The following is a 15,404-nucleotide window of genomic DNA, read 5'->3' as shown; positions in this document are numbered from 1 at the left end:
TCCCGTGGCCCTTAGATCCCCCTCCCGTCCCCCTTAAGAAGGGGGAAGCCAGAGGAATCAATGTTTATTTATCGGGGGAAGCCAGAGGAATGAATATTTAATTCCTGGGGGGCTTTTTAGAATGTAGTAATTTTTCTAATCATGGGGATTCGTCCCTCCCCACTTCAAACCCCGCCTAGATTGTCCTCCATAGACCCATTTTTTGAGCTATCCTCGTCCCCCTTGACTTGCAGGACAATCAGAGTCATATCATCCGTATTTTCGGTATTGGGGCCGATAAAATGGCCGACACGCTCGAAGAGGTGTTCTAGGATGGCTTGGGGTTTTTGATAATGTTGACAAGCCCATTCCAAGGCTGCGGTCAGGTTTTCCTCATCAAAGCGATCGCCCACTTGGTTACTGGCATCGGTAAACCCGTCCGTGTAATAAATCAGCGTATCTCCAGGCTCTAGCTTAATCTGTGCTTCTTGATACTGGGTATCCGGGTCTAATCCAATCAACATCCCCAAGGTATCTAACCGCTGAATCGTCCTTGTCGATGCCTGCCACAATAACGGTGGATTATGTGCTGCATTGCTATAGGACAAAATCCGAGTTTCAGGGTCATATTCGGAATAAAACAGGGTAACAAACCGATGAGAATTCTCCAAATCCGCATACATGACCCGGTTCAAATGCTGAAGAATTCGCGAGGGGGAATGACCGTTAAGAACCTCTGCGCGTAACATTCCTCGGGTCATGGTCATAATCAACCCGGCAGGAACCCCTTTCCCCATCACATCGCCAATGACGATGCTCCAGCGTCCGTTCGGTTTTCCGCCCTGATTTTTAGATTGGGCAAAATCGTGGGTTGTGGGAATAAAATCGTAGTAGTCTCCCCCCACCCGACTAGCAGTTTCACAACAGGCAGCCAATTCAATGCCGTTAATCGTCGGACATTGGCGCGGCAGGAGTCGCAGTTGGATTTCTGCTCCAATTTCTAACTCTCGGTCCAGTCGTTCTTTTTTCCGTAATTCTACGGTCAGCTCGTCATTTTCGATCGCCACCGCCGTTTGATCCGCCACTAACCGAACTAACTTCTGGCGCGTCGGAGTCCAAGTATAGTCCGGGTCTCGACTGAACACATACAAGCGACCGCGTTCCGTATTTTTAACTAAAATAGCCGTGCCAAATAACTGCACGTCTGACCCCAGGTAAGGGCTAACTTGATAATCTAACGCTGAGGGCGGCAGGCTGGCGGCGGCCAGGTTAGAATCATCCATGATTTGACGAGTCAGGTTTTCTAATGCCTGCCGAATATCATGACATTCGTGACCATCTTGGCAGTGAAGTTGCTGTAACCTCACTTGACCATTGGGTTTAAACAGGATCAGTGCTCCCCCATCAGCATCGGTGACCCGACTTGCCACCAGAGGAATCAACTCTAAGAACTGATTTAAATTGTTAAAGCTACGGAGGGCAAATCCCAAGGATGACAGCAAATCTTGGACTTTCTTTTGTTCCCGATGCAAACGAGCCACCAGTTCTTTGAGGGCAAAGACGGGGGTGACGTCTGCGGATGCGCTGCCGTTGTCGGGTACATCTGGCTGAAAGGGCTGTCGAGGGAGAGGCAAAGAAGTCATTGAGTCAAGCTCGCTCCAGCGGGAGTGATTATATCTTTTGTTTTGGGGTAGAAATTACCCCACACCACAGAATCTGGTGTTAAAGAATAGCTGCCAATTGGGTTTGGCGATCGCCCTTATGGATTGTTTAAGGGCTCAGGATGTTAAAGCGCTTCTAAATTAACCCTTATGCACCGGATTTGAACTCGGTTGCAAGATAATATTCGCGGCAAAAGGTCGAAATTCGAGGGGTTGGCATCTGGGGCAGTCTCCCCAGTATCTTGAGTGGGTTGGAAAAAACTCACACGATCGATCTCCGATGCGGATCGCGGGGATGGACTGATTTTCTCTCAAGCAGGCGGCTTCAGTGAGATGATTCCTCAGCCCTAAGCTGACTGCACGAAGCATCAATCCAGATTTCTACAAATCTCGCCTTAAAGTGGATTCATGATAGCGCTATTTATATGCGCTGCCAATCCACTGATGGGGGGGTTTTCCCAACTCGATTCCTTCAAATTAGCGATCGCTAATTTGTGCAACTGGTTATCACCCATTCCTCAAAACCAGACTCTACCCGGCGGGCGAATGACCTGCCGGGACAGACTGCGTTCAAACCCTCAGTCCGATGACTTCAGCCCGTTGAGTCTGAAGGTTTAATGTCTCTATTCTCGCTCTGGATACTAGCCACCAATCAACGCTTCGACAAATTCGTAGCTGGAAAAGGGGCGCAGGTCTTCGATTCCTTCCCCGGCTCCGATAAAGCGGATGGGTAATCCCATCTGCTGCACGATCGCCAAGGCTATGCCACCTTTAGCAGTTCCATCCAATTTTGTCAAGATGACTCCACTCAAATTAATCGCTTCCGAAAACACTTGAGCTTGACGGAGGCCGTTTTGTCCCAGAGTTGCATCCAAAACCAGCAGTGATTCTACCACTGCATCGGGTGCTTTTCTATCCACGATTCTACGGATTTTTGCCAATTCGTCCATCAGATTCTTTTTATTCTGGAGACGTCCGGCAGTATCCACCAATAGCAGTTCTGTGCCCCGGGCTTGGGCGGCTGAAATCCCATCAAAGACCACCGCTGCGGGGTCGGAATTTTTCACCGGGTTAGCAATCACTTCCACATCGGCGCGGCTTCCCCACACCTTGACTTGCTCGACGGCAGCGGCGCGGAAGGTATCGGCTGCGGCAATCAGGGTTTTATAACCCGATTGTTTGGAGAGGTGGGCAATTTTACCGATGGTGGTGGTTTTACCCGCCCCATTGACCCCAGCAATCACCCAAATATTCAGGGTTTCTTTCTCCGGGACAAAGTTGGCATTGTATTTTTCCTGAAAGGGGCGATCGAGCATTTCCCGGAGGATTTTTTTCAGGTAGGCGATCGCCTCTGCTGGGGGAAGTGCCTCTTCTTTTAACTTCTGCTGGAGGGCCTCAATAATCAATTCCGTCGCCTCCACCCCGACATCTGCCTGCAACAGGGCCGTTTCAATTTCCATCACCGCTGCTTTATTCAGCGGCCCCTGTCCCACGATCGCCCGCAGTTGGTTAATTAAACTCCGGCGGGTTCTATCCAACCCCTGGCGTAACTTCTGCAACCAGGTAATTTCTTCAATGGAAACCTCATCGGCACGGCGTCCTTGTGCCGCCAGCACTTCCGCTGACCACAAAAAGCCCTCATCAAACGCCAGTCCGGGAATTTCTGTCCCTTCAATCTCCCCTTGTCCCGGGGTCGAGGTCCGTCTGAAGTCCTCCTCTATCGGGGCCTCCACAGCCGTTTCCTCTAACCGCTGCATTCTCGCCTGTCGTTCCGCCTCTGCTCGTGCCAGGAATGATACCGGAGCCGGTGCTGGAGCCTCTGCTTCTGAGATTTCCGTTGCTTCTGAGGTTTCGATAGCAAGAGCCGTTGCTGGTTCTATAACCTCCTCTGGAACTGCCTCGGGTTCCGTTTCTCCCTCAGCTTCCGTGTCTCCCTCAGCTTCCGGCTCTTCCAGTTCTCCCTCAGCTTCCGGCTCTTCCAGTTCTCCCTCAGCCTCCAGTTCTCCCAGTTCTCCCTCAGCCTCCAGTTCTCCCAGTTCTCCCTCAGCCTCCAGTTCTCCCGGTTCTCCCTCAGCTTCCAATTCTTCCTCAGCAACAGGTTCTTCCAAAGAAGAAACCTGTTGCTTTTGAATATTTTGATAAGCAGCTTTAGCCCAGTTCAGGTAATCTTCGGCAACTTCTGGGGTCGTTTCCTCAGCATCAGATTCCGGCTGCTTTGCAGTCGGGTTTATTGCCTGTTCTTGTTCTTGTTTTTGTTCTTTTTCGTTGAACTGACGGCGGAACCAATTAAACACCATAGCACTTACCAGCAAGAGAGCTTTGCCGACTATTTTAGAGGGTCGGGGAGAGATTTTTGAAGCCCAAGGGTTCGGGTTTTACTCCCGAGTCCAGAATAGGCACAGTCCGGTTTTGAAGCACCGGGGAATAGATTATTCTTGGGACACCGTTTCATGAAACTGTTCGGTGACCCGACGCAAGACGCCATTGACAAAGCGATAGCCATCTTCACCGCTATAGCGTTTGGCTAATTCAACTGCTTCATTGATGGCGATGCGTTCCTGGAGTCCGAGATAGCGCATTTCAGCTACCGCAATTCGCAGGATATCGCGATCGATACGAGCAATCCGATTGAGTTGCCAATTGACGATCGCCTGTTGGAGGATAGCGTCAATTTCTTCGCGATGGGCGTTAACGAGCGTTAGGGTTTCTAGGGTGTACGCCTTAACTTCTTTTTGGTTGGTCAGTTGCAGAAACTCTGGCAATTCCATTGCCATTGCCACGCGGTTAATGGCGGTTTGGGTGAGTTCTACGGCTTCGTAAACCATTGTGCGAGAACTTTGCACCGTGGTAGCTTGAATTTCGCTCCCTAACAGGCGATCGTTGCTGCGTTTGAGTTCGGCAGCAGCGGTTTCTAGGATATCGTGGACTTCATTGGTGAGGGCGCGAACCGCAGCGAGGACTAGATCGGAGAGTTGTTGAGCGCTAAGTTTTTCCAGGTTGGAACTGAGCTGACTCATACTCAGCAGGGCGAGTTCACGAGCGACTCTTTGAGCTTTCATAAGGCGAGGAGTTAACTTGGGTGGGTTTAGATATATTCTTTTTCTTCTTCAGAAACGAGGGTCTGCCGTTTGACCTCTGTTCGGAGTTCCTGTAGCTTGCGATCGCTCGATGGAGGCAGGGGCAAGGGTCCAGTCATAGGCGGGCTAACAATCCCACCCGAGACGATGATTTTAAAGGCATCTTCCACGGACATGGACAAATTGACAACTTCTTCTTCAGAAACGACAGCATACCACCCACTGGTTGGGTTCGGTGTGGTGGGAATAAAAACACTGACCATTCCCCCGGATAGTTGGGATTGGATTTCCGTAGCGACACCCCCAGTCACGAAGGCGATCGCCCAAATTCCTTTGCGCGGATACTCGACTAAAATCACCCGTCGAAATTTCCCATTAGAATCTTTGAGGACAGTTTCTAAAATTTGCTTAAGGGTTTTATAAACCGAGCCCGCTAGGGGAATCGCTTGCAGCACGCGTTCCCCTAAGTCCAGCAACCATCGTCCGGCGATGTTGCGTGCCATCAACCCAATCAGCAAAATACTCAGGAGGGGAACCGCCAACCCGACGCCTAAGTTAATCAGGTTGACTAAAATCGGGTGAAGGTTATCGAAGGGATTAAGCTGCTTGGGAATACTGGTCAAGAAATCGATCACCCATCGAGCGATCGTAATCGTCAGCCAGATCGTGGTTGCTAGGGGAATGATCACCAGCAGTCCCGCAATCAGGTCATTTTTTAAGTCTTGTTTAAGGCGTTGGATCACAGCTCACCCACTCTCCTTGTGTTCGGAAACATTACGCGATCGCTACTTGTAACGGCTTGATTATCAACAAACGGTATCATTTTCGGTCTCCAAAAAACCGTCTGAGTCCAGCCACCTATCCTTATCCTTTCCCGAAAATCCCCAAAATCCCCTGGCAGAGTCAGCAACGGCGAGGGATGGCACAGAGAATGAGTCGCCACAAAACCCGGATTTTTTCGGTTAGCACTCTTACAGGCTGTTTCGCCCCTGAGTCAGTTTCAGGGAGCCAAGGCTGAATCGGTCTCGGTTTCTCTACAGAAACGGAAAAAGCATGGAGTATCTTCTGATACTATACCCTGCGCCCTGAGCAAAGAAAGTGTCAAGTTCAACTCAGGCGCTTCTGTCGTAAATTGTAAAGAATTATTGCCAAATGTCCTGGACCTGGATTAGACCTCTTGCAAAAATCCGGATTGATCCCCCTAACCCCCCTGATTATCCCCCTCCTGTCCCCCTTAGATCCCCCTCCCGTCCCCCTTCTTAAGGGGGAAGCTAGAGGAATAAATGTTTATTTATCGGGGGAAGCCAGCGGAATAAATGTTTAGTTACTGGGGGCTTTCAAAGAATTTTGCAAGAAGTCTATTGAAAAAATTGTGTGGCTGACTGGAAACGGAGTCCGGTACTTGTCAGTCCAGAAAACCCAACGACAAACCCCCAGATAGCGGATTGATTCTCAAATCAACTCGGCCTCTAGGGGTTGATCGGTCGATCGCGCTACGGACTGAATGCGGTGCGGATCCCCAAAGAATTAAGAGGGACTAGATGTAGAGGGATTGCTACTGGGTTGCGGGTCTAACTGAGGGGCGGGCATATTTTGGAGTTCCCACACTTTGAGCAAGATTAGATATTCATAGAATGCCTGTAAGGTACACCAAGCAAATCCGGCGCGTCCATCGAGGATGCCCCCGAGCATAAAGTACATATAAATAAAGCGCAACAGAGGACGAAAGGGCAGACGCAAGGAGAGATCTTTGAGTGCTCTGCGTTTTTCCACTTCCGATCGCCCAAAGAATAGGTTATTCCAGGAGACTTCTCCTTTTTGCAGTTGACGTAGGGTTTCTTGCGCTTCATCGGTGGAGTAGCGGTTGTGTTTGTCTAACCACCGACTCAATCCTTTGCTACTGGTGTAGTGGGGATAGGTTTCTTTGAGAAATCCGGTGGGACCATCACAGACTTCCCGTTCCGTATGTCCGTAATCCGTGAACCATACCTTATCCTTGCGGAATAGGCGCAGTTGATAGCGGGGGTATTGGGTGCTGTACCGAATCCATTGGTTCATAAACATGACGCGCTCGGCGACATAGTAACCGATGATCTCGTCGGGGTTGGCGATCGCATCAAGACATTCCTGAAAGAGTTCGGGAGTCATGCGTTCATCCGCTTCCAGGATATAAACCCATTCATGCTGGGTGGGCAGTTCTTGCAGCATCCAAGTCCGTTGTTTGCCGTGACTTTCAAAGGGATGCTGGACCACCTGTACCGGATACTGACGGGCAATCTCCACGGTGCGATCGCTTGACATCGAGTCCACCACGATAATCTCATCACTCAGCATGGCGGACTCGATGCAAGCAGCAATATCAATTTGTTCGTTATGGGTCAGGATATAAATCGAGAACATGGGGGGCAATTGCCAATAATCGGCTGAATTGTGAATAGTTGTGGCGATCGGCACTCAAAACTTGTTTGCGACGCCGGTATCGACCCATTAGTTAAACCACACCACCCTAAATGGCATCCGGGTTGCACTGGGTGAGCGCCCTGACGCACCCATTTCGCCCTCATCGTAACTCAACTGAGATGATGGAAACGAGGGCAACCTCGCCAAATTATTAAAGACTTAGACTTGACTAGAATTGAGCGCAAGCTGACTTCCCGACTTGACTGGATATCCCTGAGTGATGCGTGAATGCGATCGCCCATTTCTTATTCTAACGACCCATCGATTTACGTCGTCCTCCCCCGACACCCCCCATACTTTTTAAACCTGTCCAGCCAATAATGCTATAAGCCACGGACAACAACAAACTGCTAATCCCGGTTTGCACGGCTAATTTAGTAAAGCGAGTTTTGGTCTGACTTTCCAGTTCTTGCTGACGAGACCGAATCTGGGTTAGTTGTTGAGTCCGAAGATTCTCCGTGCTGAATTGTTGGTTGAGGAACTGATCCAAGGCTTGGGGATTCTGCTGGAATTGGCTCAGTAATTCCTTCTCTTGTTCCGGCACGTCCGGACTTTGTAGCGCTTCATTCAGTCGGTCTGGATTCGAGAGTAATTCCCGGATTTGTCCCCCAATTGCACTCCGGCGTTGCTGAATTTCTGTCTCTACATTTTCGTTTTCAAGTTGACTGACGATTTGCCCTTCAGTTTGGCTGGCCTGTTCTCGAATCTGCTGCAATGCTTCAGAACGTTGCAAGCGCACGTTATTCAAATGCAGGGGAAATACCGCTAAAAATACTACCCCCAGAATTGTAGACAATACAAAGGCCCAAAATCTCAAATCTTGAAATGGGTTGCGTTTAGGAGCACCTCCCCCCTCAGCCCGATCCATCCAAGACCCGGTGACTAAAAAAGCTATCCCTACTAAGGGAATGATTCCCCGTTCTACAATTTGAGTTGCATAAGCAATTTGCCATTCTCTTGATCCGGGCTGAAAGGGAAAGGCTAAGAGTACATAATCTACCAGTGATGATACAATTAAAATCACCCCGATTACTTTTAACGACATTGAAGCTACGGATTCTTGATTCATGATTCTCCTATAAATTTTCCGCTATATTTCCCCAAATCGGGGAAGTTTTTCTCTTCCATTTCACTCGTTTGACGAGGTGTTTTTACCCCAAGGAAATTGATTGAATTCCGGGGTGGAAGAGAAGGGGCCTCGGGTTCAGGGTTTCCCGGAAACCAGTCGAATCCCTAGAGCGATTCAGTCTTAACCCTTAAACTGCTTATTAATCGCTCAATCCTGATTGCCCAAGGATACTATTAATAGGCCAGGTTTTGCGATTCATCAAATGAGTTTCATTGGATGGCACACCGTTAAAGGGTGATTAATTGAATCCTCCGATTTAAGTTTAAACTTAAATCCCAGAAATTTTAACTACAATTGGGTAAACTTTACCCAAAATTTATTGTAGTTTTTGGCAGGGTGTAAAAGTCACCCTAAGACATTGAGGTTCGATAGAACCATGTCGGGATAGGAAGATGGAATGATTGGGGGAGTTAACCCCGGACAAACCACTGACTCAACCTGATCCTCCCCTATTTTACTGCGGTGGTGCGATACCAATGCGCTAAACGGGTCGGTGAAATCCCCAAATAGTATCCCAGAATCATCAGTTGATTGATCCCAGTGGTTCGGAAAATGCCCAATTTCTGCCATCGTCTAGCACTGGTGAAGGCGGGGGTCGGGGCGATCGCTAGGGGTCCGCGTCTTCTCAAGCGGCTCACAAACTCAAAATCCTCCATGATCCCCATCTGGGCAAATCCCCCCAGTTCCCAAAAGGTGGCAGCACGAACAAAAATTCCCTGATCCCCATAAGGCATCTGCCCCAGGCGCGATCGCCACTTCACTCCCCATTCAATCACTCGCAGGAAGGGTTCTGGCCCCTCAATCTTCAATTCAAAGGCTCCCCCCACCACCTCCGGTTCCTCCAAAATGCGCCGGAGTTCCGTCTCAAATCCCGGCCCCAAACGAGTATCCCCATGTAAAAACAGTAGAATTTCCCCCGTTGCCTGAGCAGCCCCCAGATTCATTTGTCTTGCTCTACCTGGTTCGCTACGGACAACGGTTACCCCATATGATTCGGCAATCTCTCGGGTGCAATCGCTCGAACCGCCATCCACGACAATAATTTCAACCTCCGAGATACCACAAACTGCCGCTAAGGTAGACCCAATCCGTGCCTCTTCATTCAAAACCGGCAGGATAATTGAGAGGCTCCCTTGTTTGGGTGTCAGGGAAAACCGGGACTCTAATCCCGCTAAATCTTCCGGGCGATCAATATCCCTAAATTTCGGTAACTGCGCTACAGTCAGAGACTTAGAACTTGCTACAGCCAGGGTTTGAGCCAAAACTTCCCCAGTTCCCCAAGCTATCCCATCAAAGAGTTCCGGAACGAACCGAGACAGTCCAATCAGGTAATATCCCCCATCCATTGCGGGTCCTAACACCAAGTCATGAGAATTCAGGGATTCAAAAGCTTGCAGGAGGATCCCGGCATCCAAATCCGGGCAATCGGTGCCGATGATTACCACCCGCGAGCATCCCGCCGCAAATGCCTCCTGAGCCGCAAGTTTGAGGCGATCGCCCAAATCTCCCTCAGATTGGGGTCTATATTCCCACTCTTCCCCCAACCACCCTTGCATCTGTTCGAGCGTTCCCCCAGTAAATTGCACTTCTACTGCGATCGGTTTTAGTATCTTTTGCTGCAAGCCCTCTCGAACAGTAGCAAGGGTATGTTCCCCCAATTGCCGATGCAACAGCGCCGCCCCAGTTGGACCCAATGCCGGAATCAGCCTGGTTTTAGTCATTCCAGGATAGGGAAGGCGGGTAAAAATAATCAGGCGATCGGGATTGGGGTGAGAAAGCATGGAGATGGGGGAGATGGGGAAGGTAGGGGGGATGGGGGAGGTAGGGTAGATGGGGGAGATGGGGAAGGTAGGGGGGATGGGGGAGGTAGGGTAGATGGGGGAGGTAGGGTAGATGGGGAAGGTAGGGTAGATGGGGAAGGTAGGGGCGGAAAGGACTTCAGTCGTTATTACAAACTTCCATCTCCCCCATCCTCCCCATCCTCCCCATCTCTCTTACCTTCCCCATCTACCCTACCTCCCCCATCTCTCCTACCTTCCCCATCCCCTCTTGACCAGATTGCCTAAAATAGGGTGGAAAACCCTCATTTTAATCCAACGGGATGAATCATCACGTCGAAGTCTTAGCCGATAAAACTGCCCTAGTTGAACGATCGCTGGAACTGGTGCGGGCCAAAATTGATGAAGCGATTCAACGAGGCGATCGCTGTACCATCGCTTTGGCGGGTGGCAGCACCCCCAAACCCTTGTATGAATCCCTCGCGACTCTGAACCTTCCCTGGGACAAAATTCATATTTTTTGGGGGGACGAACGCTATGTCTCCCCAACGGATCCCGAGAGCAATCAGCTCATGGCACGTCAAGCATGGCTCGATCGCGTTAGCTTTCCCCAGGCTAACATTCACCCGATTCCCACCCAAGGAAACGATCCCGTGATGGATGCCCAGCGCCATGAGGCCCATTTGCAACAATTCTTTACCATTTCTCCGGGAGAGTTCCCCAATTTTGATATCATTTTGCTGGGAATCGGCGATGACGCTCATACGGCCTCCCTATTTCCCCATACCGAAGCCTTACAAGTGCGCGATCGCCTCGTCACCGTAGGCAATAAAGACGGACAGCCCCGCATCACCTTTACCGTTCCCCTAATTAACCACGCCCACAATGTCTTTTTTTTGGTGGCTGGTGCCTCTAAACAACAGGCCCTCGGAGAAATTTTCGCCGCCGAAGCTGACCCTCTGACCTACCCGGCGCGGCTGATTCAGCCTTTAGGCGAGTTATGGTGGCTATTAGATGAACCGGCAGGACGGGAGTTAGCCGTCTAAACGGTCTATTCCATAAGGCACGGCGGCCTAATCAGGTCAGAGGTCCGATGGACTTTTGTGATTAACCGCTCATTGCTCTTCTCTCCTGAAGCGATTGAACCGCCGCAATAGCAGCAGTTTCAACCCGTCTTTTCTCCGATCGTATCGAAGCGAGAACTTAACGAAGATGATAGTTTGCCCGAATTGCAACCACCAAAATCCTGATGGAGCCATTCAATGTGAGGCTTGTTTGACTCCTTTACCGGCCACGATGAACTGTCCTTCCTGTGGCGCAACGGTCCAAACTGATGCCGCCTTCTGTGGTCAGTGTGGCTATAATCTCCAGGTCAATACTGCGGAGGCAAGCTCCTCTGTAGAATTCCCAGAAGCTGTGCCGACGGTGGTTTCTGCTGCCTCGGGTTCCTCTACGGGGCCGCTCCCTGACCTGGACCCCCCGGAACCTCTGGTCTCTCCAGACCCCCTAGCCGGATTTTCGACCTCGGAAGCGGAAGCAGCGAGTCCTCCGGCTGTCGCACCGACTCCGTTACCGTCTCCGGACCCTATGCCGTTACCGACTCCGGTTGCTACTCCCGACCCCACTCCAGCACCGAGTCCGGTTGCCACTCCAGTTGTCACCAGTTCGGCAACCCAACTTCAGGCGATGCCACAGGCACGGCTGTTTCATGTTCAAACGAATACCCCGGTGGAATTACCTGCCACCCTTTCGGTTGTTCATATTGGCAAACCCAATGATATGGTTCCCCCCGATGTGGATGTGTCGGGATTTCCCCATTCTGAGGTAGTCTCTCGTATTCATGCGGATATCCGTGTAGAGGGAACTAATTTCTTTCTGGAGGATGTGGGGAGTTCTAATGGGACCTACGTCAATAATCTGCCGTTACCGAAAGGAAATCGGCAGCTTTTGCGTGCGGGCGATCGCATTGCTTTGGGTAAGGGGGATATGGTCACCTTTATTTTCCAACTGTCGTAGGATCTAGGGAATCGGTACTGGATTAGCTCCTAATTAACTCCGGGGGACAACAAACCGGGTATTTACCTTTTCTGAGTTGCTATTGTGCATTTAATCCGCGTGTTGTCGGTGCTTCACTGGTAACTCACAGGCTGGGTTACAAATCATTTAAGATTGCTATCCAGACTAGCGATTATGTGACCAAACCGGGTTTCTAACCTTTGCTGTACCCCTGGACTAGGAATTGACCACCTTTTTCCCCAGTTGACAGACTCACCGCCAACTTGTTCTAAGTTTGGCGGGGGTTTTGTTAGCCGGACCTATCAACCCTGGATTTCTATTCCAGTTTAGACTAAACCCTGGGTCTTCTTGACCAAGAAGATCATGAGAATTGAAACAAGGCAGGGTGACAGGGCTATCTTTAAATCGGTCCTTTTTTTAACCTGGAAAATTTAAGTACCCTGTTGCTGCTGTACCTTAAACCTTTGTTATCAAAGGTAGATCTACTGAATAGGGATGCTCCTGTGATTACATTAACTTTATTGCATCCGATTAAGTCCACACCGATTCAGAGTTGGAAATTTGAAAACGAATCTGTCATTCGGATTGGGCGTGCGACGGATAACAATGTTGTCCTCTATAGTGCCGTGGTCTCTCGACATCATGTAGAGTTGCGACGGGCTGGCCTCCAGTGGAAAATTATTAATCTCGGCACGAATGGGACTTATTTGAAGGGGTCTCCCATTACTCAAGTGACCGCAGAAGATGGGGTAATTTTTTCTTTGGCGCGTTCGGGTCCGCAAATTCAAATTCATCTGTCAAAATATCAGTCCAAAATCTCATCGGACTTTCAAAAATTGGAGTCTGAAATGCGTCTGCCCGACCCTGATACGGATACGGTGACAGCTGAGGATGTCACCCTACCCATTCCCCTTCCCCAAACTTCTTTGGAACCCGAAGTGGCAAAAAAGGGTTATCCATCCTGAGCAAGCGGCTGATTCCTCGACGATTTTGTTAGTATCGGTTCATAAAGTATCAGACAGACTAGAGGGAACTAGCCATTAAAGGGAGCGATCGCATCGGGCTATGTTACTCCCTCAGCGCCCGATTACCCCCCCAGGTAACTCTCATCACTCCTGTACCTTGCTCCCTCTAGTAGACTATGGGAAACGAATGGTTTGTCGGCAAGGCATCATAGCTTTTAGCCGGTGGCACTCAGGGGTCTCATGTCCATCATCCGTACAAGGGATGAGTTTATAATCCATAGGAGTTTTAACATGGCAATCGAACAACAGGTGATTCAGTATTCTCAGTTGATTAATCGTCGCGTCATCGATCGCAGCACGGCTGAAGAAGTAGGCCGAATTGATGAACTTTGGCTCAATGCAAAATCCCATCATGTTGTGGGTTTTTCCTCCAAATCAGGCGGCGTTCTGGGATTGGGAGTTAAAAAACATTCTTTTACTTGGGAGCAAATTTATAGTATTGGGGCCGATAGTATTTTAGTCAACATTAATGCTGAGGCAGAAGAACCAGAAAAATCCCCGGAAATTAGTCATCCGATTATGGGTCATGAAGTTTTGACTGATAGCGGAAACACAGCGGGGGAATTGCGCGATTATATCATTGCTACTCAGACCGGGGCTGTTGTTGGTTATCTTTATAAATCGAGCGGTTGGCGCGGTGCAGTAGAAGGGACTTATTTGCTCTCTCCGGACGATATTTCTAGTATCGGCAGTAAGCGAATTCTGGTGATTGATACAGCCATCCAAGACCCTCAACCCTATACCGATGGCATGAATCAAAAACTACATAAAGTCGGCGAATTGCTGAAAGATGATTATACTAAAACAATGGGTGATTTGCGCGGATTAATGAAGGGAGCGCAAAATATCTCAGAACAAGCGAAAAGTAAAGTGCAAGAAGTGGCAGGACAAGCGCGAGAAGGTACAATGTCTTTTGCTGAACAAGCGCGAGAAGGCACGATGTCTTTTGCCGAACAAGCGCGAGAAAAAGCCACTGAAGTTGCAAGTCAAACCCGCGATCGCGTTGCCGAAATGAGAGGAGAATCGCCTTCGACTCCGATCTTGGTGGAATCTGAAGTGGTCCTGGAACCTGAAGGTGTCATTGAATATGAGGTCATTTCCGAAGCACCACCTCAAGCGGAAAAATCTGAAAATTAGTCCAATTAGATTTTTTTCAGGGCTATAGCCGTGATTCCATTCGCCGGTAAAATAGGGAAAATTAGCTCGTTACCTCCCTATTTTACTGGGGGATATTCGGTGTAGGGATTGTAGGGAGATAGGAGGGCGATCGGCTACTCTTCTATAAAATAATCCGAATCTACCTTTTTAATTTCATAACTGACAATGGGGCTAACACCGACGTTATGTTCTATCATTAATTGTGCAAGTTCATCCCCATCTATTAAAATAACTTTTTGAGCAATTTGCCCTACATACTCTTTAGCATTAGGGGTAAAGCTCGATAAAGTCATGAATACCCCTTTATTAGCCCGATGAGGGCCAGCTGGATGAAGAAAATCGGTGGATTGTTCTGTCCAAGCTAATTCCTTGGTCCGAATTTGAGTCAGAATATGCCCAAAATTTTTCTGAAGAAATGGGGGCACCAGCCAAATCTTTTAGGATGGCACTGGCCGCTTTAATCATCAAAGAAAAATTGGGTGTCAGCGACCGAGAAACAGTTGAACGAATCCAAGAAAATCCTTATTTGCAGTACTTTATTGGACGAAATAGTTATCAGAATGAAGCGCCCTTTGACCCGTCAATGATGGTTCATTTTCGGCAAAGAATTAGTCCGGCTCTGCTTCAAAAAATTAATCGCCGAATTGTCCAAAAAAGTCTAGGATTCAATCCGGAGGACCCCAGCACAAAAAAGTTAGAAGAAGCCGAAAAACCCAAAGGAAATAGAGGACGGCTATTAATGGATGCAACGGTTGCCCCTGCGGATATCAAATACCCCACGGATATGGACCTGTTAAATCAAGCAAGAAAAACTACCGAAAGCATCATAGACCTCTTATATAAATCCTTGAAGGATAACCTAGACAAAAAACCAAGAACTTACAGAAAAAAAGCTTGAAAAGATTATTTAAAATTTTCTAAAAATAGGAAGACCTCGGGAAAATAAAGGAGAGAAACTGTTGAAAAACAACTGCAATATATCAAACGAAACTTGGCGCATATTGACAATTTAATCGCTCAGGGGGCCAGCCTAGAACTGTTAAACACTGGAGTTTAGACTAAGCCAGTGACACGAAAGCAATAAAGAGGGGAGCCCGACTTGCATCTAGGCTCCCCTTGGC

Annotated in this window: 12 protein-coding genes and 1 pseudogene; 5 read left to right on the top strand and 8 right to left on the bottom strand. The window is 49.0% G+C overall.

Annotated elements, in window-relative coordinates:
- Nucleotides 1-164 precede the first annotated feature (164 nt).
- The 7 genes from NG796_RS18345 to NG796_RS26490 all read right to left on the bottom strand — a co-directional run bounded on the left by NG796_RS18345 (nt 165) and on the right by NG796_RS26490 (nt 10,087).
- A complete protein-coding gene (locus NG796_RS18345) occupies nt 165-1,622 on the bottom strand; it encodes a PP2C family protein-serine/threonine phosphatase (RefSeq protein ID WP_261208331.1) in 1,458 nt (485 codons plus the stop codon).
- Nucleotides 1,623-2,281: 659 nt separating this feature from the next.
- A complete protein-coding gene (gene ftsY, locus NG796_RS18340; protein WP_261208330.1) occupies nt 2,282-3,937 on the bottom strand; it encodes a signal recognition particle-docking protein FtsY in 1,656 nt (551 codons plus the stop codon).
- Between the two features lie 132 nt (nt 3,938-4,069).
- The gene (nusB, locus tag NG796_RS18335) at nt 4,070-4,699 is read right to left on the bottom strand and encodes a transcription antitermination factor NusB (protein WP_261208329.1); all 630 of its coding nucleotides are present in this window, start codon (nt 4,697-4,699) and stop codon (nt 4,070-4,072) included.
- A 26-nt stretch (nt 4,700-4,725) separates the two neighbouring features.
- Nucleotides 4,726-5,460 (bottom strand): DUF502 domain-containing protein, encoded by a 735-nt coding sequence (locus NG796_RS18330; RefSeq protein ID WP_261208328.1) that lies wholly within the window; start codon nt 5,458-5,460, stop codon nt 4,726-4,728.
- 784 nt (nt 5,461-6,244) lie between these two features.
- Nucleotides 6,245-7,117 carry a glycosyltransferase family 2 protein gene (locus NG796_RS18325; RefSeq protein WP_261208387.1) on the bottom strand — a complete coding sequence of 291 codons (873 nt, stop codon included), beginning with the start codon at nt 7,115-7,117 and terminating at the stop codon, nt 6,245-6,247.
- Between the two features lie 310 nt (nt 7,118-7,427).
- Nucleotides 7,428-8,246: an HpsJ family protein gene (locus tag NG796_RS18320; protein WP_261208327.1), complete on the bottom strand. Its 819-nt coding sequence runs from the start codon at nt 8,244-8,246 to the stop codon at nt 7,428-7,430.
- A 509-nt stretch (nt 8,247-8,755) separates the two neighbouring features.
- Nucleotides 8,756-10,087 carry a TIGR04283 family arsenosugar biosynthesis glycosyltransferase gene (locus NG796_RS26490; RefSeq protein ID WP_317619325.1) on the bottom strand — a complete coding sequence of 444 codons (1,332 nt, stop codon included), beginning with the start codon at nt 10,085-10,087 and terminating at the stop codon, nt 8,756-8,758.
- 320 nt (nt 10,088-10,407) lie between these two features.
- On the opposite strand from NG796_RS26490, the gene pgl reads away from it, so the two are divergent.
- The 4 genes from pgl to NG796_RS18290 all read left to right on the top strand — a co-directional run bounded on the left by pgl (nt 10,408) and on the right by NG796_RS18290 (nt 14,262).
- On the top strand, nt 10,408-11,130 hold the full coding sequence (pgl, locus tag NG796_RS18305; RefSeq protein WP_261208325.1) for a 6-phosphogluconolactonase: 723 nt from the start codon (nt 10,408-10,410) through the stop codon (nt 11,128-11,130).
- 166 nt (nt 11,131-11,296) lie between these two features.
- Entirely contained in the window at nt 11,297-12,100 is an 804-nt protein-coding gene (locus NG796_RS18300) for an FHA domain-containing protein (RefSeq protein ID WP_261208324.1), read from the top strand.
- Nucleotides 12,101-12,603: 503 nt separating this feature from the next.
- Nucleotides 12,604-13,065 (top strand): FHA domain-containing protein, encoded by a 462-nt coding sequence (locus NG796_RS18295; RefSeq protein WP_261208323.1) that lies wholly within the window; start codon nt 12,604-12,606, stop codon nt 13,063-13,065.
- A gap of 291 nt (nt 13,066-13,356) precedes the next feature.
- A complete protein-coding gene (locus tag NG796_RS18290) occupies nt 13,357-14,262 on the top strand; it encodes a PRC-barrel domain-containing protein (protein ID WP_261208322.1) in 906 nt (301 codons plus the stop codon).
- A gap of 134 nt (nt 14,263-14,396) precedes the next feature.
- Here NG796_RS18290 and NG796_RS18285 read toward each other — a convergent pair whose 3' ends face one another.
- Nucleotides 14,397-14,576, bottom strand: coding sequence for a restriction endonuclease (locus tag NG796_RS18285; RefSeq protein WP_261208321.1), 180 nt, complete (start codon nt 14,574-14,576; stop codon nt 14,397-14,399).
- A 17-nt stretch (nt 14,577-14,593) separates the two neighbouring features.
- On the opposite strand from NG796_RS18285, the pseudogene NG796_RS18280 reads away from it, so the two are divergent.
- Nucleotides 14,594-15,328, top strand: a pseudogene (locus NG796_RS18280) (transposase); the annotation flags it as partial.
- Nucleotides 15,329-15,404 lie beyond the last annotated feature (76 nt).

Source organism: Laspinema sp. D2d (assembly GCF_025370755.1).
Lineage (GTDB): Bacteria > Cyanobacteriota > Cyanobacteriia > Cyanobacteriales > Laspinemataceae > Laspinema.
Note: the sequence above shows the minus strand (reverse complement) of the source record. Positions and strands in the feature narration are given on the sequence as shown.